The sequence below is a fragment of the Mesorhizobium sp. M0830 genome (assembly GCF_040319965.1).
GTDB lineage: Bacteria > Pseudomonadota > Alphaproteobacteria > Rhizobiales > Rhizobiaceae > Mesorhizobium.
Map to the genome: position 1 here is coordinate 41,744 of NZ_JAMYOR010000003.1, position 19,093 is coordinate 60,836.

21 protein-coding genes are annotated in these 19,093 nt (G+C 61.9%); 20 read left to right on the top strand and 1 reads right to left on the bottom strand.

From position 1 onward, the window contains the following. Positions 1-277 precede the first annotated feature (277 nt). The 19 genes from NKI20_RS02880 (at position 278) to ftsH (ending at position 15,988) form a co-directional block, all read left to right on the top strand. Positions 278-658: a hypothetical protein gene (locus tag NKI20_RS02880; RefSeq protein ID WP_023758641.1), complete on the top strand. Its 381-nt coding sequence runs from the start codon at positions 278-280 to the stop codon at positions 656-658. A gap of 376 nt (positions 659-1,034) precedes the next feature. Next, positions 1,035-1,568, top strand: coding sequence for a protease adaptor protein RcdA (gene rcdA / locus NKI20_RS02885; RefSeq protein WP_023758642.1), 534 nt, complete (start codon positions 1,035-1,037; stop codon positions 1,566-1,568). Between the two features lie 179 nt (positions 1,569-1,747). Then, the gene (ruvC, locus tag NKI20_RS02890) at positions 1,748-2,269 is read left to right on the top strand and encodes a crossover junction endodeoxyribonuclease RuvC (protein ID WP_352828154.1); all 522 of its coding nucleotides are present in this window, start codon (positions 1,748-1,750) and stop codon (positions 2,267-2,269) included. 43 nt (positions 2,270-2,312) lie between these two features. Continuing rightward, positions 2,313-2,582, top strand: a complete 270-nt coding sequence (locus NKI20_RS02895; RefSeq protein WP_352605587.1) for an AbrB/MazE/SpoVT family DNA-binding domain-containing protein — start codon at positions 2,313-2,315, stop codon at positions 2,580-2,582. Beyond that, positions 2,560-2,997 carry a type II toxin-antitoxin system VapC family toxin gene (locus NKI20_RS02900; RefSeq protein ID WP_352732997.1) on the top strand — a complete coding sequence of 146 codons (438 nt, stop codon included), beginning with the start codon at positions 2,560-2,562 and terminating at the stop codon, positions 2,995-2,997. Before NKI20_RS02895 ends, NKI20_RS02900 begins: the two co-directional genes overlap by 23 nt. A 10-nt stretch (positions 2,998-3,007) precedes the next feature. Further along, positions 3,008-3,628 carry a Holliday junction branch migration protein RuvA gene (gene ruvA / locus NKI20_RS02905; RefSeq protein WP_352828158.1) on the top strand — a complete coding sequence of 207 codons (621 nt, stop codon included), beginning with the start codon at positions 3,008-3,010 and terminating at the stop codon, positions 3,626-3,628. A 67-nt stretch (positions 3,629-3,695) separates the two neighbouring features. Next, complete coding sequence (locus NKI20_RS02910; protein ID WP_023758647.1) at positions 3,696-3,980, top strand: AbrB/MazE/SpoVT family DNA-binding domain-containing protein; 285 nt, start codon at positions 3,696-3,698, stop codon at positions 3,978-3,980. Further along, positions 3,977-4,381: a type II toxin-antitoxin system VapC family toxin gene (locus NKI20_RS02915; RefSeq protein WP_352605591.1), complete on the top strand. Its 405-nt coding sequence runs from the start codon at positions 3,977-3,979 to the stop codon at positions 4,379-4,381. The genes NKI20_RS02910 and NKI20_RS02915 overlap by 4 nt, the downstream gene beginning before the upstream one ends. Continuing rightward, positions 4,378-5,415, top strand: coding sequence for a Holliday junction branch migration DNA helicase RuvB (ruvB, locus tag NKI20_RS02920; RefSeq protein WP_023758649.1), 1,038 nt, complete (start codon positions 4,378-4,380; stop codon positions 5,413-5,415). Before NKI20_RS02915 ends, ruvB begins: the two co-directional genes overlap by 4 nt. A gap of 154 nt (positions 5,416-5,569) precedes the next feature. Then, positions 5,570-6,046 carry a tol-pal system-associated acyl-CoA thioesterase gene (gene ybgC / locus NKI20_RS02925; RefSeq protein WP_352732991.1) on the top strand — a complete coding sequence of 159 codons (477 nt, stop codon included), beginning with the start codon at positions 5,570-5,572 and terminating at the stop codon, positions 6,044-6,046. Between the two features lie 273 nt (positions 6,047-6,319). Next, the gene (gene tolQ, locus NKI20_RS02930; protein ID WP_023758651.1) at positions 6,320-7,030 is read left to right on the top strand and encodes a protein TolQ; all 711 of its coding nucleotides are present in this window, start codon (positions 6,320-6,322) and stop codon (positions 7,028-7,030) included. Between the two features lie 10 nt (positions 7,031-7,040). Continuing rightward, a complete protein-coding gene (tolR, locus tag NKI20_RS02935; RefSeq protein WP_023758652.1) occupies positions 7,041-7,493 on the top strand; it encodes a protein TolR in 453 nt (150 codons plus the stop codon). Between the two features lie 8 nt (positions 7,494-7,501). Next, complete coding sequence (tolA, locus tag NKI20_RS02940; protein WP_352632052.1) at positions 7,502-8,659, top strand: cell envelope integrity protein TolA; 1,158 nt, start codon at positions 7,502-7,504, stop codon at positions 8,657-8,659. 67 nt (positions 8,660-8,726) lie between these two features. Next, positions 8,727-10,010 carry a Tol-Pal system beta propeller repeat protein TolB gene (gene tolB, locus NKI20_RS02945; protein ID WP_502898032.1) on the top strand — a complete coding sequence of 428 codons (1,284 nt, stop codon included), beginning with the start codon at positions 8,727-8,729 and terminating at the stop codon, positions 10,008-10,010. A gap of 38 nt (positions 10,011-10,048) precedes the next feature. Then, on the top strand, positions 10,049-10,426 hold the full coding sequence (locus tag NKI20_RS02950) for a four helix bundle protein (RefSeq protein WP_352828166.1): 378 nt from the start codon (positions 10,049-10,051) through the stop codon (positions 10,424-10,426). Between the two features lie 242 nt (positions 10,427-10,668). Continuing rightward, positions 10,669-11,175: a peptidoglycan-associated lipoprotein Pal gene (gene pal / locus NKI20_RS02955; RefSeq protein WP_023758656.1), complete on the top strand. Its 507-nt coding sequence runs from the start codon at positions 10,669-10,671 to the stop codon at positions 11,173-11,175. 224 nt (positions 11,176-11,399) lie between these two features. Beyond that, the gene (gene ybgF, locus NKI20_RS02960; RefSeq protein WP_352605601.1) at positions 11,400-12,503 is read left to right on the top strand and encodes a tol-pal system protein YbgF; all 1,104 of its coding nucleotides are present in this window, start codon (positions 11,400-11,402) and stop codon (positions 12,501-12,503) included. A gap of 60 nt (positions 12,504-12,563) precedes the next feature. Further along, the gene (gene tilS / locus NKI20_RS02965; RefSeq protein WP_352828170.1) at positions 12,564-13,934 is read left to right on the top strand and encodes a tRNA lysidine(34) synthetase TilS; all 1,371 of its coding nucleotides are present in this window, start codon (positions 12,564-12,566) and stop codon (positions 13,932-13,934) included. Positions 13,935-14,059: 125 nt separating this feature from the next. Then, entirely contained in the window at positions 14,060-15,988 is a 1,929-nt protein-coding gene (gene ftsH, locus NKI20_RS02970) for an ATP-dependent zinc metalloprotease FtsH (RefSeq protein ID WP_352828173.1), read from the top strand. 362 nt (positions 15,989-16,350) lie between these two features. Here the strand turns inward: ftsH and NKI20_RS02975 are convergent, their stop codons facing one another. Beyond that, positions 16,351-17,226, bottom strand: a complete 876-nt coding sequence (locus NKI20_RS02975; RefSeq protein ID WP_352828176.1) for a hypothetical protein — start codon at positions 17,224-17,226, stop codon at positions 16,351-16,353. Between the two features lie 368 nt (positions 17,227-17,594). On the opposite strand from NKI20_RS02975, the gene glmM reads away from it, so the two are divergent. Continuing rightward, positions 17,595-18,947 (top strand): phosphoglucosamine mutase, encoded by a 1,353-nt coding sequence (gene glmM, locus NKI20_RS02980; protein ID WP_352605727.1) that lies wholly within the window; start codon positions 17,595-17,597, stop codon positions 18,945-18,947. Positions 18,948-19,093: the final 146 nt, after the last annotated feature.

Consider the following 19,093-nt stretch of genomic DNA (forward strand, 5'->3'; position numbering starts at 1 on the left):
GCCGTCAGAGGAGCGGGCGTTTAGCGCGGTGCCTGTTTCGGAACGATGTCGCCTAAAGCCCGGCTTCGTTTCAGCGCAATGAAGAAGCGGCTGAGATAGTGAACGCGCTATCTGATTTCCTGCTAATATACGCATTGTCGGGAGGGAGTCGGCGCGATATCGTCCGGAATATTGCCGATGCTTGATAGTGCGCTAGCGTCGGGAGTCCGCGGCGACAACAGTCGCTTGACGATCAATCCACTCCCGCAAACGGGAAAGACATTTCGAGGGGTACATTATGCAAGGGGTAGCACGGAATTTCTTCACGCTGGCCATTATCTATGCGTTGTGCGGCATGGCGCTCGGTATCCACATGGCGATCAGCGAAGACCATGGCCAGATGCCAACCCATGCCCACACGATGGTCGCCGGATGGCTGATGTCGTCGGTCTTCGCCTTTTTCTACCATCTGTTTCCGGCCGTCGGGCAAAAGGTCCTGGCCAAGGTTCATTTCTGGCTGACTGCCATCAGCGGTATCGGGCTCATGATCGGCCTTTACATCCTGCTCGCCGGCAATCCGGGGATAGAACCGCTGCTCGGGATTTCCTCGATCGCGTTCTATGCGGGCATATTGCTGTTTGCCCTCATCGCTTTGCCGGCGGTCTGGAAGACGGCCTGAGCTGAACCAGAGGCAGTGAGGCTGTACTGTTACGGCACAGGATTGCGGCGTTCGGTCAAAAAACATCCGCGCCGTTAAGGCTTCATTAAGCTTTACAGGCGTTTACTATGTGCATCCAGTGATCTGGATTCTTACCGAGTGGTTGGAGCCACTTTGTTTGACGCCTCCCTGTTAAACTCCTGAGAGCCGCCTTATCCGCGGCTCTTTTTTTGTCCGCATTTTCGGGGCAGGGGCCAGTGGACCGACGTTAACCTTCTGTTAAACATGTGCTTGCCTTCACCGGTGACGAAGCGCATTTTCAAGCTTCAGTCAGACGGGTTTCCGGGTGTATCGGCAGGGAGCCGAATCAGCCGGTTGCAAGTGCAGGGGCGTATCAATGAACGAGCTTTCGAAGGGCAGTGCGAAAACCGTCAAGCTGGCGGAACGCCGGGTTTTCTCGCAATCCTTCAAGCCGCTTTACCAGGAAGGTATGGGCCTCGTCGAACAGGCCGCCGAATACCTCGACGGCAAGGGCCGGGCCGAGGCGAAGAAACTATCCAGGCTGGCGGCCACCCTCTACGCGGCCGAATCGATGCGGCTGACCACCAGGCTTATGCAGGTTGCGTCGTGGCTGCTTTTGCAGCGCGCCGCCAACTCCGGCGAGATGACCCGCGACCAGGTCGCGTCAGAAAAATCCAAGGTGCGCCTCGACACCGCTTCCGCCCGTGACGAAGCCGCCGGCTGGGCCGAACTGCCCGAGGATTTCCTCGACCTCGTCACCCGCTCGCTGCGCCTGCAGGCACTGGTCCGTCGCATGGACGAGGAGATCTATGGCTCCGGCGCAGTGGCCGACATGCAGCCAGCGGCTCGCCGCCCCAATCCGGTTTCCGACCAGATCAGCCTGCTCAACACAGCTTTCGCCAGAGGCTAATGCATGTCGCCCAAAAGTGGGCCCCGGTTTTGGGAGAACGACATGCATCGCATCAAAAACCTAAAGCGCGTCGCCTGAATCCGTTCAAACGCGACGCGCTTTAGACCTCGGGCACTCCTCTGTTTCCGGTTTGTTCACATTTCGCTGGCATCGCTGTCCATCGGAGATAGAGTGGGCGCATGGGGGAAGCGATTCGCATTATCGGTATCGATCCGGGGCTTCGGCGCACCGGCTGGGGCATGGTCGAAAGCTTTGGCAATTCGCTGCGCTTCATTGCTTCCGGCACCGTGAAGTCCGACGACAAGGCGGCTCTGGCGACGCGGCTCTGCCAATTGCATGACGGCCTCGCCGAAATCCTGCACAGCGCGATGCCGCATGAGGCGGCCGTCGAACAGACCTTCGTCAACAAGGACGCCGTGGCGACGCTGAAGCTCGGCCAGGCGCGCGGCATCGCCATGCTGGTGCCGGCGCGTGCGGGACTCGTCGTTGCCGAATATGCGCCCAACGCCGTCAAGAAGGCGGTGATCGGCGTTGGCCATGGCGACAAGAAGCAGATCCACATGATGGTGAAGGTGCTGTTGCCGAAAGCCACCTTCGATACCGAACATGCCGCGGATGCGCTGGCCATTGCCATTTGCCATGCGCATCACCGACAAAGTATCGCGTACCGGATGGCGCTTGCCGGCCAGGTTTGTTCTTGACTTGTTCACGCTGTGCGGATAAGTAATACCACGAGGTATTACCATGCGTGTGACCACCAAGGGGCAAGTTACGATCCCCAAGCCGATAAGGGACTATCTGGGCATCGGCCCGGGCTCCGAGGTGGAATTCGTGGCCACCGATGGGGACGTTCGGCTGGTTGCCGTCAACGAGAATATCTCCGAAGAGGAGAAATTGCGCAGGTTCAGCGATGTCCTTGACCGGATGGAGGGGACGTTGGACCTGGGAGGCATGACCACCGATCAATACATGGATTTGTTAAGGGGGCCGCGTGAAGATCTCGACGTTGATTGACACCAATGTCTTGATCGACGTCTGGGGACCGGCCGGACCGCTGAAAAGATGGTCGGCCTGGGCGATTGCTTCCTGCCGCCGCGACGGAGCCTTGGTGGTCAACACGATCGTCTGGTCCGAGCTCGCGCCGCTGATCGCGACGGAGACGGCACTTCGAAAAGCAGTCGACATGCTCGAGATGGATCGCGAGTTCCTGCCTTGGGATGCGGCTTTCCTTGCGGGCGTCACGCATTCCCGCTATCGCCGGGCCGGCGGCGTTCGGGAAAGAACCTCGCCTGATTTCTTCATTGGCGCCCATGCGACCGTTGCCGGACACCGTCTTTTGACACGCGACGCGGCTCGTTATCGCAGTTACTTTCCCGACCTCGACATCATCTCTCCGGAAACGCACCCAAGAGGGGCCCATCTACCATGAAAGATCTGGCATGATCGGCAAGCTCAAGGGCACGCTGGACGAGATCGATGAGGATCATTGCCTCGTCGACATCCATGGCGTCGGCTATGTCGCCTATTGCTCGGCGCGCACGCTGGCCGCGCTGCCTTCGCCCGGCGAAGCTGTGGTGCTGTTCATCGAAACCTATGTGCGCGAGGACATGCTGCGGCTCTACGGCTTTCAGTCGGTGCTGGAGCGGGAATGGTTCCGGCTCTTGATGAACAATGTACCGGGCGTCGGCGCCAAGGTGGCACTGGCTATCCTGTCAACGCTGGCGCCGGCGGATCTCGCCAATGCGATTGCGCTGCGCGACATCGCCATGGTTTCTCGCGCGCCGGGCGTCGGCAAGAAGGTGGCCGAGCGCATCGTCACCGAGTTGAAGAACAAGGCGCCGGCCTATGCCGGGTCCGCTTCGGGGACCATCGGCCTGAAGCAGGAGCTCGGCGACGGCGTGGCATCCGCGCCGATTGCCGACGCCGTCTCGGCACTGGTCAATCTCGGCTATTCGCGCGACACCGCGGCCAACGCGGTCGCGGCGGCGCTGAAGACGGCGGGCGAGCATGCCGATGCGCCGAAGCTCATCCGTTTCGGGCTGAAGGAACTGGCGCGGTGACATGGTTGTGGAAAAGAAAAATCCGGCTATCATATGAATGGTAAGAAATTTCTTAGAAAGTAAGAAAATGGGCGCTTACGCCAGTCTGACCTCGAAGGGTCAGCTTACAATTCCAAAAGATGTCCGGGACGCGTTGTCACTCAAAACGGGTGACATGATCGCCTGGACGGTCATGGATGGCTATCTGATTGGAACGCCGCGCAATCTCGACTTTGCAGACCTCGCCGGATTTCTGGGCGATCCGCCCGGCGGTCCGGCGTCACTAGAAGAAATCGACCTCGCGGTGCGGGATGCCGTTGGCAGGCATGTTGTCGGCGGCGGGTCGCAAGGCGGACGAGAGGGCGACGAGTGACGTCGATCGGCATTGATACGAACGTTCTGCTTCGAATGGTGCTGAACGATGATGCAGAGCAGCGGGTGAAGGCCCTCGCATTCGGCGAAGGCCTCAGCGCCGATGCTCCCGGCTTCGTCAGTTTGATCGTGCTGGTGGAATTCAGCTGGTCGTTGATTTCGCGCTATAGGCTACCGAAAGAGCAGATGCAGGCGGCAATCCAGAGACTGTTGAAGATCAAGACACTGTTGTTCGAAGATTTCGATGCCATCGTGGTTGCGCTCGAAAGATCGAATTCGCCGCAGGTGGACTTTGCCGATGCATTGATCGCCGAGCACAATCGAAATCTGGGTTGCTCGCATACAGTCACGTTCGATCAGCGGGCCGCCAAATCCATTGCCAGTATGGAACTGCTCGCATGAGCCTGTCGCCCCGACTGATTGCGCCCGAAAAACGCGGCGAGGATGCCGAGCAGACCTTGCGGCCGCAGACGCTCGACGATTTCGTCGGCCAGGCAGCGGTGCGGGCCAATCTGAAGGTGTTCGTCGAGGCCGCCAAGGGCCGCAACGAAGCGCTCGACCATGTGCTGTTCGTCGGGCCGCCGGGCCTTGGCAAGACGACGCTGGCGCAGATCATGGCACGCGAACTCGGCGTCAATTTCCGCTCGACCTCCGGCCCGGTCATCGCCAAGGCCGGCGATCTCGCGGCATTGCTGACCAATCTCGAAGAAGGCGATGTGCTGTTCATCGACGAAATCCATCGGCTAAGCCCGGCGGTGGAGGAGATCCTCTACCCGGCGATGGAGGATTTCCAGCTCGACCTGATCATCGGCGAAGGACCGGCGGCGCGCTCGGTCAAGATCGACCTCGCGCGCTTCACGCTGGTCGCCGCCACCACGCGGCTCGGCCTGCTCACCAATCCGCTGCGCGATCGTTTCGGCATTCCGGTGCGGCTCAATTTCTACACCGTCGAGGAGCTGGAGCAGATCGTGCGTCGCGGCGCCCGCATCCTGCAGATGGCGCTCGGCGACGACGGCGCGCTGGAGATCGCGCGGCGCGCGCGCGGCACGCCACGCATCGCCGGAAGGCTGCTGCGCCGCGTGCGCGATTTCGCCTCGGTCGCCGGCGATGGTCATGTCAACCGGCAGATCGCCGACGAGGCGTTGACCCGGCTGGAAGTCGACGCGCTCGGCCTAGATGCGCTCGACCGCCGCTATCTATCGATGATCGCCCGCAATTTCGGTGGCGGGCCGGTCGGCATCGAGACGATCGCCGCCGGCCTGTCCGAGCCGCGCGACGCCATCGAGGACATCATCGAGCCCTATCTGATCCAGCAGGGTTTCATCCAGCGCACGCCGCGCGGCCGAATGCTGACGGCCAATGCCTGGCGTCATCTCGGCCTGGATGCGCCGAAGGACCTGGCGCAGCAGCAGATCAACCTGTTCCAGGAAGAGTAGTTTTCCCGAGACGGTCGCCCTAGCCCGACGGCACCGAAGCCACCAGCACTAGCAACGCCGCCGACAAGGTCTTGATCATCGCCGTCAACAGTGCCATCCGATGCTATGTCCCGCGAGGAACCGGTGCCTCGTCGGGACTGAAAAAGGAAGCGCAATGGGCGATCATGGTGATTCGGCTCCGCTGCTGGCAGGACTTTCTGGTGCGCTGACGACGTTCGGCCACCGGCTGATGGCGCGGGTTTATTATGCCGACACCGATTTCTCGGGTGTCGTCTATCATGCGCGCTATCTCGAATTCTTCGAACGCGGCCGCTCCGACTATCTGAGACTCACCGGCGTGCATCACACCGAGCTTGCCGACGGCAAGCATGGCGAAAGAATTGTCTGGGTGGTGCGGCGCATGGAGATCGATTTTCGCGGCCCCGCCCGCATCGACGACATCCTGACGGTCGACACAAGCACCGAGGACATTTCTGGCGCGCGCATCTTCATGGCGCAGCAGCTCAAGCGCGGCGACGAGGTGCTGGTGGAGGCCAAGGTCGAGGCGGCGATCATTGGCGAGAATGGCCGGCCAAGACGCTTTCCCAGGGAATGGGTGGCGGCGTTCATGCCCAAGGCCGCTGCCGACTAGCCTAATTGCGATCAATTTGGCACGGCTTGCGGGTTGCCCCCTGGGCGTGGCAATGCGCCGCGCCTTATGTACTAACCCATCCTTAACCATAACGGTTCATGAAGAGATTGGTGAAGATTGGCGTGATCGTGCGCCTTCCTTTCACCAATATTTGCCCCGAAAAGGCCGCTAACGGCACAGATTGGGGTTGTTCCGGTAGCTTCGTGCGAACCGACCACAAGGGATGCCAGGGGCCAGCCACCAGCTTCGCCCGGAAATCTTAAGGACGTAACGATGGAAAATATCGCACTCGCCGACCCGGGCGCGCAATTGTCGATTTGGGCGCTGTTCAGCCAGGCCAGCTGGGTGGTTAAGCTGGTCATGATCGGCTTGCTCTGCGCTTCGGTCTGGACCTGGGCGATCATCGTCGACAAGCTGGTTTCCTACGCCCGCATGCGGCTGGCGCTCAACCGGTTCGAGCAGGTGTTCTGGTCGGGGCAATCGCTGGAAGAGCTTTACCGGACGCTTGCCGACCGCAAGACCACCGGCATGGGCGCCATTTTCGTGGCAGCGATGCGCGAGTGGAAGAAGAGCTTCGAGAAGGGCGCGAAGACGCCACTCGGGCTGCAGACCCGCATCGACAAGGCGATGGATCTGGCGCTGACGCGCGAAATGGAAAAGCTGGAGGGCCGCCTCGGCTTCCTCGCCACCACCGGCTCGGCGGCACCCTTTATCGGCCTGTTCGGGACCGTCATCGGCATCATGACATCGTTCCAGGCAATTGCCGGCTCCAAGAACACCAGTCTCGCGGTGGTTGCGCCCGGCATTGCCGAAGCGCTGCTAGCGACAGCCATTGGCCTGCTCGCCGCCATCCCCGCCGTCATTGCCTACAACAAGCTGTCGTCCGATGCGAGCAAGATAGCGGTGCGCATGGAAGGGTTCTCCGACGAGTTCTCCGCCATACTCTCGCGCCAAATCGATGAAAAAGTGGCCCCCAAGGCCTGAGGAGTAGCAGATGGGTATGTCCATGGGCATGGGAGGACGCGGCGGGCGCGGCCACAGGCGGCGCGGCCGTCACCATGCACTGATGTCCGAGATCAACGTCACGCCGATGGTCGACGTGATGCTGGTGCTGCTGATCATCTTCATGGTCGCCGCACCCATGCTGACGGTCGGCGTGCCGATCGACCTGCCGGACACGCAGGCCAAGGCGATGAATGCCGACACGCAGCCGATCACCGTTTCGATCAACGCCGCCGGCCAGATATTCCTCCAGGAAACCGAGATCCCGATCGAGGAACTGGTGGCCAAACTGCAGGCGATCTCGAAGACCGGCTATGAAGAGCGCATCTTCATCCGTGGCGACAAGTCCACCGACTATGGCACCGCGATGAAGGTGATGGCCCGCATTTCGGCTGCCGGTTACAAGAATATCGGCCTCGTTTCGCTGCAGGAACAGGATCAGTAGACAAGAAGATGAAGACCGGCCTCACCACATCGGTGATCTTGCATGCGGCGGCGCTGACCTTTGGCCTGTTCACGCTGACGGCGCCGGCCGCGCTCCCGTCCTCCGATGTCGAGTCGGTCGCGGTCGATATCGTGCCGATGGAAGCCATCGCGCAGACGCTGCAGGGCGACAAGAAGGCCGTGATGCATGAAAAGCCGGCACCTGTGCCGACACAGCGCCCGGACGTCGTTCCCGATGCGCAGAAGGTGGGCGAGAACAGCGTCGATACCGACAAGCCGATAACGCCGGAGGCCAAGCCGAAGCCCGTCGACATGACCTCGGCTCCGCCGCCGGCGCCGACCCCGATCGAGAAGCCGAAGCCCGAGGACGTGCCGAAGCCGCAGGAGAAGCCCAAGCCTACGCCGGCAACGGAAGTGGCACCGGCGCCGACGCCCAAGGAAGAGGTCAAGCCCGAGCCGGTCAAGCAAGTCGATCCCAAGCCAACACCGGCCAAGCCGGCGCCGACCCCGCCGCCGCAGGACAAGACCGCGGCCATCGATCCAACGCCCGAGGTCAAGCCGGATGCCGTCGCTGAAGCCATAGCGCAGGAGCCGCCCGCCGAAGCGACGCAACTGCCCGACTCGGCGCCCGCGCCGGAGGCCCGGCCGAAGCCGCAACCGGCACAGGCCGAAAGCGCCAAGGCGCCGGACCGCAAGGATGCCGACAAGCCGGTCAAGGAGGCCTCGTCGAAGCCGAAGTCCGACGACAAGCAATTCAACGCCGACGAGATTTCCGCTCTCCTCGACAAGCAGAAGCCATCCGGCGGCGGCGCCAAGCGCTCGACGCAGCAGGCGTCGCTCGGCGGCGACAAGGATCAGGGCCAGAAGCTTTCCAGGTCGGAAATGGGCGCCCTGGAAAGCCAGCTCGGCGGCTGCTGGACCCTTCCCGCGGGCCTTGAAGGTTCCGAGAATTTCGTCGTCGTGGTGCGGTTCAACCTGGATGCCTCCGGCAAGCTGGACGGACGACCGGCCGTCGAAAAGTCGAGCGGAAGTCGTCAGTTCGACGAAAGCGCCGTCCGCGCGGTGCAAAAATGCGATGTCACCGGCCTGCAGGTTCCCGCGGGCAAGCAGGACATCTGGGCGGACGTCCGCGTCACCTTCGATCCTAGGGAGATGCTGGGTCTCTAGGGCCCGAGTATCCGAAAATCAGTACGAGAAGCGAGAAGACATGAAATCAATCCTCAAGCCGCTCCTGATGGTCGCAGCAATGGCGATGGGCATGACCGCGGCGGGCACGTTGCCGGCGCTGGCGCTCGTCGAGCTCAACGTCAACAAGGGCAATGTCGAGCCGCTGCCGATCGCCATCACTGACTTCCAGGGCGGCGATGCGCTTGGCGCGCAGATCTCGCAGATCGTCACCGCCGACCTGAAGCGCTCGGGGCTGTTTGCGCCGATCGACAAGAGCGCCTTTATCGAGAAGATTACCAACCCGGATGCAGCGCCGCGCTTCGATGACTGGAAGGTCATCAACGCGCAGGCGCTGGTCACCGGCAGCGTCAGCAAGGAAGCCGACGGCCGTATCCGTGCCCAATACCGGCTTTGGGACACCTTTGCCGGCCAGCAGATGTCCGGCGAGCAGTTCTTCGCCAATGATGCCAATCAGCGGCGTGTGGCCCACATCATCGCCGACGCTATCTATGAGCGGCTGACCGGCGAAAAAGGCTATTTCGACACACGCGTTGTCTTCATCGACGAATCCGGCGCCAAGAACGCGCGCAAGAAGCGCCTCGCCATCATGGACCAGGACGGCGCCAACATCCGCTATCTCTCGGATGGCAAGTCGATCGTGCTGACGCCGCGTTTCTCGCCGAACCGGCAGGAAATCACCTACATGTCCTATGAGAGCGGCCAGCCGCGGGTCTACCTGCTGCAGATCGAGACCGGCCAGCGCGAACTGGTCGGAAATTTCCCCGGCATGACTTTTGCGCCGCGCTTTTCGCCCGACGGCCAGAAGGTGATCATGAGCCTGCTGCGCGACGACGGCAATTCCAACATCTTCGCCATGGATCTGCGCAGCCGCTCGACGACTCGGTTGACCAATTCGACCGCCATCGACACCTCGCCCTCCTATTCGCCGGACGGCAGCCAGGTGGTGTTCACCTCCGATCGCGGCGGCCGTGCACAGATCTACGTGATGGGCGCCGATGGCTCGGGCCAGAACCGCATCTCGTTTGGCGACGGCGTCTATTCGACGCCTGTATGGTCGCCGCGCGGCGATCTCATCGCCTTTACCAAGCAGACCGGTGGCGAATTCCAGATCGGCGTCATGAAGACCGATGGCTCCGGCGAGCGCATCCTGTCCTCCGGCTTCCAGCAGGAGGGACCGACCTGGGCGCCGAACGGCCGCGTGCTGATGTTCTTCCGCGACTCCGCCGGCGGGCCCAAGCTTGTGTCGGTCGATCTTACCGGCCGCAACGAGCAGTCGATCCCGACCACGAACTTCGCTTCGGACCCAGCTTGGTCGCCGCTGCTCGAGTAAGAGGCGAATTGGAGAAATGACGAATTGAAGAATTGAAGATGGAGAAACCGGCGAATTATATTAAGCGTGCGAAGGATCTAGAAGTTTATAAGCGCGCTTATGCGGTTTCTCTTGACGTACATAAAGCTACGCTCGCTTTCCCGAAGATTGAGCAATACGCATTGGCCGATCAGTTGCGTCGTTCCAGCAAGGGAATCTGCGCCAATCTGGCTGAAGGATTTGCCAAGCAGACACACTCCAGACCGGAATTCGCACGGTTCGTTTCGATGGCGATGGGGTCGTGCAGCGAAGCGGAGACGTGGGTATCTTACGCGTTCGATCTGGAATACATCAGCCGAGCGCAATGCGATGAGTGGCTGCAAGCGTATGCGCATGTCCACGGCATGCTGATCAATCTGAGAGAAAAGCTGAAGTGAATTGTCCTGTCGGGGTTCGACATTTCATCAATTCCTCAGCTCTTCAATTCCCCTTTTTTCCATCACCTCGTCGCGTTTTGGCCGCATTTCCGCCTAGGGTCCGCGCCAACTGTGACCACCGACAAAGAGGTTGTGGACGGCAGCCTAAACCAAATTTTAACCGTGTTTCTTGAATGCCGGTTAACCCAAACGTGGTTACTGGGTGATCAACGAAATCACTCGAAATACGAAGGAGAGGCGGCATGGGCCGTATCGCAGCACTTACCAGAAACCCAGTCATGATCGCGCTGGTGGCGATGCTCGCCATCGCCGGTTGCGCCTCGAAGAAGACGCCGAACAACGCGGCTGATCTTGGCCTCAACGGCGCCGGCGCGGCAACTCCCGGATCGGCGCAGGACTTTACCGTCAATATCGGCGACCGCATCTTCTTCGATACGGACTCGACCTCGATCCGTGCCGATGCGCAAACGACGCTGGCTCGCCAGGCACAGTGGCTTAACCAGTACAAGCAGTATGCTATCGTCATCGAAGGCCATGCCGACGAACGCGGCACGCGTGAATACAATCTGGCGCTCGGCGCCCGCCGCGCTGCCGCCACCCGCGACTTCCTCGTCGCCAAGGGCGTCTCGGCCAGCCGTCTGAAGACCATTTCCTACGGCAAGGAACGTCCGGTCGCGGTGTGCGACGACATCTCCTGCTGGTCGCAGAACCGCCGTGCGGTCACCACGCTCAGCGGCACCGGTTCCTGAGGCGGCGTGCAGCCGGTCGCGCGTCAAAAGAACGCGCGGCGTACAGCGGTAAAAATGCAACATACCTATGCGAAAGGCGGCCTCCGGGCCGCCTTTTTCATATCCGGATGTCGGAAACAAAATTTGGCCGAAGTCTCGGCTCCTGCTATGAGCCGAAGGCGCTTGGCTGGTCCCATTCTGATTGGAAGGCGCGAACAAGCTAACGAAATCACGGCGAGAGGCACATGCATTTGAGATCGGTTTTGAGCGGCACGCTTGCGCTGCTGCTTCTATCAGGCGTCACCGCCTCGGCTAGCGGCCCCGGGGCGAACGGCTCAGGGCAATCCAACGAAAGCGGCTTTTCCTTCCACCTGCCCAGCATCGAACTGCCCGGCATTTTCGGTCAAAAGAAAAAGCCGGACCAGTTTCAGATGGTGCAGTCCGATCCTGCCGCCGTCACCAGCGTGGAAGAGCAGCTGCGGCAGATGAACGGCAAGATCGAGGAACTTAATTTCCAGGTCCTGCAAATGCAGGAACAGATCCGCAAGCAGCAGGAAGACAACGAATTCCGCTTCCAGCAGCTTGAAGGCGGTGGCACGCAAGGCGGACAGCCGCCGGCACAGAAGAAATCCGATGCCACCACCGGCAGCGACACCAACGTGGCAGCGGCCCCGGCAACGCAGCCGCCTGCCGATGCCGCGCCCGGCAACAACCAGTCAGCAGGCGGCAAGACGGTCGAGGACGTCATCGTCGAATCTCCCGATGGCGACCCCGGCAAGGTTATTCCCGGTACGGGAGCGCCTGAAAAGACCTTCGGAACCATCACCGTCGACAAGAACGGCAATGTCGTCGATGCCGGCGGCAACACTCAGTCGACCACGCCTGCGCAGGATACCGCGCCAGCCACCGGCGCGCCGGCTAAGTCCGGCAAATCCGATACGGTAATCGCGGCATTGCCCGCCACCAACGACCCTGAGGAGCTCTACCGCAACTCCTACCAGTTCATCCTCTCGGGCGATTACGGCACCGCCGAACAGGGTTTTCGCGACCACATCGCCCGCTTTCCCAGGGATGCGAAGGCGGCGGATGCGCATTACTGGCTGGGCGAGTCGCTGCTCGGCCAGCAGAAATATCGCGACGCTGCGGAGACTTTCCTTGCCGCCAGCAAGGACTACCCCAAGGCCAAGAAGGCTCCCGATATGCTGCTGAAGCTCGGCGTGTCGCTGGTCGGCCTTAAGCAGCATGACGTGGCCTGCGCCACCTTCAGTGAAATAGGCAAGCGCTACCCCGACGTTTCCGGTGCGCTCAAGGAACGCATCAAGCAGGAGAAGGCCCTGGCTGCGTGCTGATCCCTTTCACGCATGTCGTTGCCCCGGAACCGGGACCCATCTCTAAGGTGACATGCATCGATGCTCGACACCGAGCCTGATCTTTCGACCAGAATTTTTTCGCATATCGATTTTACCAGCGGCGCTGTTGCGGCCGTGTCCGGCGGCAGCGACTCGACCGCCCTGCTCCTCCTCCTCAAACACCATCTCGACCGCACGGCGCCGGCGACGAAGCTGCTGGCGGTGACGATCGACCACGATTTGCGGGCCGGTTCAGCGGCGGAAGCGCAAGCGGTGGCGAAGCTGTGCGCGACCTACGGAATTTCACACCGCATCCTGACCTGGTCGGGCCCCAAGCCCTCGACCGGTCTGCCCGCAGCGGCGCGTGAGGCGCGCTACCGGCTTCTGGCCGAGGCGGCACAAGCGGAAGGCCTCGGCCTGATCCTCACCGGCCATACCGCCGACGACCAAGCGGAGACGGTGCTTATGCGGCGAGCGCGCCAGGAAGGGTTGGCCCAGGACGCGGGCCGCGGGCTTGCCGGCATGGCGCCGGCCACCTTGTATGACTGGCGCAGTTGGATCGTGCGACCGCTCCTCGGGTTGCGGCGCGCGGCATTACGCGACGTCCTGCGGCGTCAAAATATCGGCTGGGCCGACGACCCGACCAATGCCGACAAGGCTTTCGAGCGGCCACGGATGCGTGCAGCCCTTGCCGACGACAACGGCGCGTGGCGCGTGGACGACGCACTGGCATTGGCCGCGCATGAGGGCCGTGCGCGCAGTCAACTCGGCCTCGCCGCCGCAAGCCTGATCCACTTTTTCGCGACCCACCCGGTCACTGGCCTCATCCGTCTTGATCCTCACTTGTTGAGCGCAGCCGACGATCGGGCAGCCGTTTATGCGCTCCGCATTCTCTTGGCCACCATCGGCGGGATGGACTTCCTGCCGGATCAGACGCGTAGCGAGGGACTGTTGGGTCGGCTGAAAGCGGGATTTTTTTGCGCCACATTGTCGCGGACGGTTGTCGATTTCCGGCGCGCAGGCATCTTCCTGCGCCGCGAGGCGCGCGGCTTGCCCGCTGCCACCGCCGCCAGCGACGAAACCCTCTGGGATGGCCGGCGGCATATCACATTAAACGACGGCAGCGGCACATTGTTGATTGCCCCGTTCGGCGCAGCAGCGGCGAAGCGGCTGGCCATTGGGGAAGGAAAGGCCCCGCCGAGCCTAATGCGCGCCGCGCTCGCCGCCGAGCCGGCGTTGTGGCAGGCCGGTGAATGCCTTGATTTGTCTGAACATAGAACGGTATCCGCGATGGTTGAAGTGCGGCCGGTCGTTGCACCCTTTGCCCGCTTCCTGCCGTCCTTCGATCTGGCGCCGGCGCGTGCCGTTGCCGGGCTGATTGGCGCGCCGAAGCTGCCCGCCCTGCCTTTCAGCGGCCACAGTGCCGGTTGATGATAAGGCGAAAGCTTAACCCAGACATGCTGTTATGCTTGGCAAGGGGAGGCGCTCTCCCTATGTTAGGCGCAAGTTTCCTCTCACGACGTGTGTCCGCCCTGCGGATGCCAACGGGACAATTGATGAATCCGAACTATCGCAACCTCGCGCTTTGGGCGATCATAGCGGTCCTGCTCATAGCGCTGTTCAATCTGTTCCAGACGCCGCAGACGCGAGGGGCTTCCAGCGATGTACCTTATTCGCAGTTCCTGCAGGATGTCGCGTCGGGCCGGGTCAAGACGGTGACCATCGCCGGTGCTCGTATCAGCGGCACTTACACCGACAATTCCAGCGGCTTCCAGACCTATTCGCCCGGCGATCCATCGCTGGTCTCGCGACTGCAGGACAAGAACGTCACCATCAACGCGCGGCCTGAGAGTGACGGTTCCAATTCGCTGTTCGGCTACCTGATCTCATGGCTGCCGATGATCCTCATCCTCGGCGTCTGGATATTCTTCATGCGCCAGATGCAGTCCGGGTCCGGGCGCGCCATGGGCTTCGGCAAGTCGAAGGCCAAGCTGCTCACCGAGGCGCATGGCCGGGTCACCTTCCAGGATGTCGCCGGCGTCGATGAAGCCAAGGAAGATCTGGAAGAGATCGTCGAATTCCTGCGCGATCCGCAGAAGTTCCAGCGGCTCGGCGGCAAGATCCCGCGCGGCGTGCTGCTCGTCGGCCCTCCAGGAACCGGCAAGACGCTGCTCGCCCGTTCGGTTGCCGGCGAAGCCAATGTGCCATTCTTCACCATTTCCGGTTCGGACTTCGTCGAGATGTTCGTCGGCGTCGGCGCGAGCCGCGTGCGCGACATGTTCGACCAGGCCAAGAAGAACGCGCCCTGCATCATCTTCATCGACGAAATCGATGCCGTCGGCCGCCATCGCGGTGCCGGTCTCGGTGGCGGCAATGACGAACGCGAGCAGACGCTGAACCAGCTGCTGGTCGAGATGGATGGTTTCGAATCCAACGAAAGCATCATCCTGATCGCCGCCACCAACCGGCCCGACGTGCTCGATCCGGCGCTGCTCAGGCCGGGCCGTTTCGACCGCCAGGTCGTGGTGCCGAATCCCGACATCGTCGGCCGCGAAAAGATCCTGAAGGTGCATGTGCGCAACGTGCCGCTGGCGCCCAATGTCGATCTCAAAGTCGTCGCGCGCGGCACGCCGGGCTTCTCCGGCGCCGATCTGATGAACCTCGTCAACGAATCGGCCCTGATGGCGGCGCGGCGCAACAAGCGCCTTGTCACCATGGCCGAGTTCGAGGACGCCAAGGACAAGATCATGATGGGCGCCGAGCGCCGCTCGTCGGCGATGACCCAGGCCGAGAAGGAACTGACGGCCTATCACGAGGCCGGCCACGCCATCCTGGCGCTCAACGTGCCATCGGCCGACCCGCTGCACAAGGCCACCATCATCCCACGCGGCCGCGCGCTCGGCATGGTCATGCAGTTGCCGGAGGGTGACCGCTATTCGATGAGCTACAAATACATGATCTCGCGCCTTGCCATCATGATGGGTGGCCGTGTCGCCGAGGAGTTCAAGTTCGGCAAGGAAAACATCACCTCGGGCGCCTCCTCCGACATTGAGCAGGCGACCAAGCTGGCGCGAGCCATGGTCACGCGCTGGGGCTTTTCCGACAAGCTCGGCCATGTCGCCTATGGCGACAACCAGGAGGAAGTGTTCCTTGGCCATTCGGTGGCGCGCACGCAGAACGTCTCGGAAGAGACCGCGCAGATCATCGACGCCGAAGTGCGCCGCCTGATCGACGAGGCCTATTCCACGGCGAAATCCATCCTGACCAAGAAGGAGAAGGAATGGATCGCGCTGGCGCAAGGGCTGCTCGAGTACGAGACGCTGTCCGGCGACGAGATCAAGCAATTGATCGCCGGGCAGAAGCCTTCACGCGACCTCGGCGACGACACGCCGCCGAGCCGTGGCTCGGCCGTGCCGAAGTCCGGCGGCCGGCGCAAGAAAGGCCCCGAGCCCGAAGGCGGCATGGAACCGCAGCCGTCAAGCTGAGTTCGACAAGAGATGTTTTAGAGACGCCGCGGCATGGTCCGCGGCGTCTTTGTTTGGAGGCTTTGTTGAGAGCGGGCCAGGCCGGCGCTGCCCCTCATCTGCCTGCCGGCATCTTCTCTCGTATAATGACGGGGAGAAGGGCGCCACCTTCCGGAGATTTCGCCAATCACCTGCGTTGCCAGTATGGCGCCGGCGTTGCGGGCAGCTACTTTCGCTCCGTCACTGTACGTCACGGGGAGAAGTGCCCGGCAGGGCAATGAGGGGCGGCACCGAACGAGCGCGAATGGCGTGCCCGGCATTTGACAAAGACAGGCCCGCGAACGTTGCGGTTGGGGGGCCTGTCTTTCAGGTATTTTTGTCGTTCAGCCCTTCAGCTTTGCGTTGCACAGGCTGTAGAAGCCGCCGCCCTTCTGGATCCACTTGAGGCCGCCAAGCGCGTTGGCGTCCTTGAGGGCATAGTACTGGTCGAGGCAAGTATGCATACGGCCCTTGCCGGGGGTCTCGCTGGCATATTTCGGCGAGATCGCGGAGGGGAAAGTGACGCCCTTGGGCGCAACCGTGGTCGGCTTCGCCGGCTCTTTGGTGTAGCTCGCCTCGTCGGCGGCCGGCACGGTGTCGTCATCCGACGCGCTGGCGCCGCATTCGGTCTTGCGGAAGTCGTTCCACTTCATGCCTTTCAGCGTGTTGGCCGTCTTGGCAGCCTGATACTTCGTGCTGCATTCGGCCATGCTCAGACCTTTGCCGCTAGTATCGGCGGGAGCCGCGGCGGCCTTGGTGGTTGCCGGCTTGGCGGCGGCCGATGCACCGGCGGCGCATTCGGACTTGCGGAAATCGTTCCACTTCATTCCGTTCAGCGTGCCGGCAGCCTTCGCCGCCTGGTACTTGGCGCTGCATTCCTTCGCCGTCAGACCCTTGGCCGTGCTGTCGGCGGCCGCAGCGGCCGCCTTGGCCGGCTTCGTCTCGGCAGCCTTCTTGGTGTCGGCAGCTTTCTTGGTGTCGGCTGCCTTCGTGTCGGTTGCTTTGGTTTCGGTTGCCTTGGTGTCGGTCTTGGCTGCGGCGTCGGTGCCGCACTGGGCCTTGCGGAACTGGTTCCAGGTCGCCCCGGCGAGTGTCCCGGCATCCTTGGCGGCGTTGTATTTCGTGCTGCACTCGGCCATCGTCAGTGCGTTGGCGGGCGCGGCCAGAAACAAGGTCGCGACGGCGAGGCCGGTCAAAGTGGCAAGTCGGTGGATGAGCATAGCGTTTCTCCGTTGCAGCAGCCCATGTTACGTCCCGGCGAATCAATAACGCTCAACGGTCGGTTGCGCCAGATACTAAGTAGCGTATATATCGCCGAAAGCTGGGCTTTGCCGATAAGGTGATGAAATCGTTGCCCGTTGCCGGCTTCAGAGCAAGAGTTTCCAGGTGCATCTGCGCTGAAAGGTTCGCATGACTGGTATTTTGCAGCATGGCAGTTTCAGCATGTTAGGTTGCAGCCATGTTGTGTGCAGTGCACAACAATGATTTTCTAAGGATTGGTAACATATAATCACACAATGTGATCATGGCGCCCTGGCCAATTGTGGCATGACGTGCCGGGGAAGAAACGTTGAGGAATCGGGCTAGCATGGCAGGGAATTATTTCGGCACGGACGGCATTCGCGGGCGTGCCAACAAGTTTCCGATGACCGCGGAAATCGCGATGCGGGTCGGCATGGCCGCCGGCCTCTCCTTCCAGCGTGGCAGCCACCGTCATCGCGTCGTGCTCGGCAAGGACACCAGGCTTTCCGGCTATATGATCGAGAATGCCATGGTCGCCGGTCTTTGTGCCGCCGGCATGGACGTGTTCCTGCTCGGCCCGATCCCGACTCCGGCGGTCGCCATGCTGGTGCGTTCGCTGCGCGCCGATATCGGCGTCATGATCTCGGCTTCGCACAATCCCTACTATGACAACGGCATTAAGCTGTTCGGACCCGACGGCTACAAGCTCTCCGACGAAATCGAGGAGCGCATCGAGAGCATGCTCGACAAGGACATCGAGCTGGCGCTCGCCGATTCCGACGGGCTTGGCCGCGCCAAGCGCGTCGACGGCGTGCATGACCGCTACATCGAATTCGCCAAGCGGACCTTGCCGCGCTCGATGTCGCTCTCCGGGCTCAGGATCGTCGTCGATTGCGCCAATGGCGCGGCCTACAAGGTGGCGCCCGAGGCGCTGTGGGAACTGGGCGCCGAAGTCGTCGCCATCAATGTCGAGCCCAACGGCTTCAACATCAACAAGGAATGCGGCTCGACCCATCCTGCCGGCCTTCAGAAGAAGGTGCACGAAGTGCGCGCCGACATCGGCATCGCCCTCGACGGCGATGCCGACCGGGTCGTCATCGTCGATGAGAACGGGGCGATCGTCGACGGTGACCAGATCATGGCACTGATCGCCGAATCCTGGCATCAGAGCGGGCGGCTTGCCGGCGGCGGCGTCGTTTCGACGGTCATGTCCAATCTCGGGCTCGAGCGCTTCCTCGGCGACATGAAGCTGCAATTGCACCGCACCAAGGTCGGCGACCGTTATGTCGTCGAGCATATGCGCGCGCACGGGCTGAATGTCGGCGGCGAACAATCCGGCCATATCGTGCTGTCTGACTTCTCGACCACCGGCGATGGCCTGGTTTCGGCACTGCAGGTACTGGCCTGCATCAAGCGGCAGGGGCGGCCGGTCAGCGAACTGTCGAAGAAGTTCGAACCGGTGCCGCAGCTTCTGAAGAACGTCCATATTTCCGGCGGCAAGCCGCTCGAGCAAGCGCCGGTCAAGGCAGCCATCGAGGATGCCCGTAACCGCCTCGGCAAGGCTGGGCGGCTGGTTATCCGACCCTCCGGCACCGAGCCGCTGATCCGCGTCATGGCCGAGGGCGACGACCCGCAATTGGTCGAGTCCGTCGTCAATGGCATCGTTGAGGTTATCTCCGAAACGCGCAGCGCAGCTTAGTCACAAGCCCGCCCCCGAGGGTGCCGCACTCATATCTTCGCCAACTCAAGCCCGCCCTTCCGGCGGGCTTTTTTGGTCGGTCCGGCGGTCGATTCCGACATCTTGAAAACCGCTCAACGATCCCTCGAAGTGTCGGGATTCGTGGT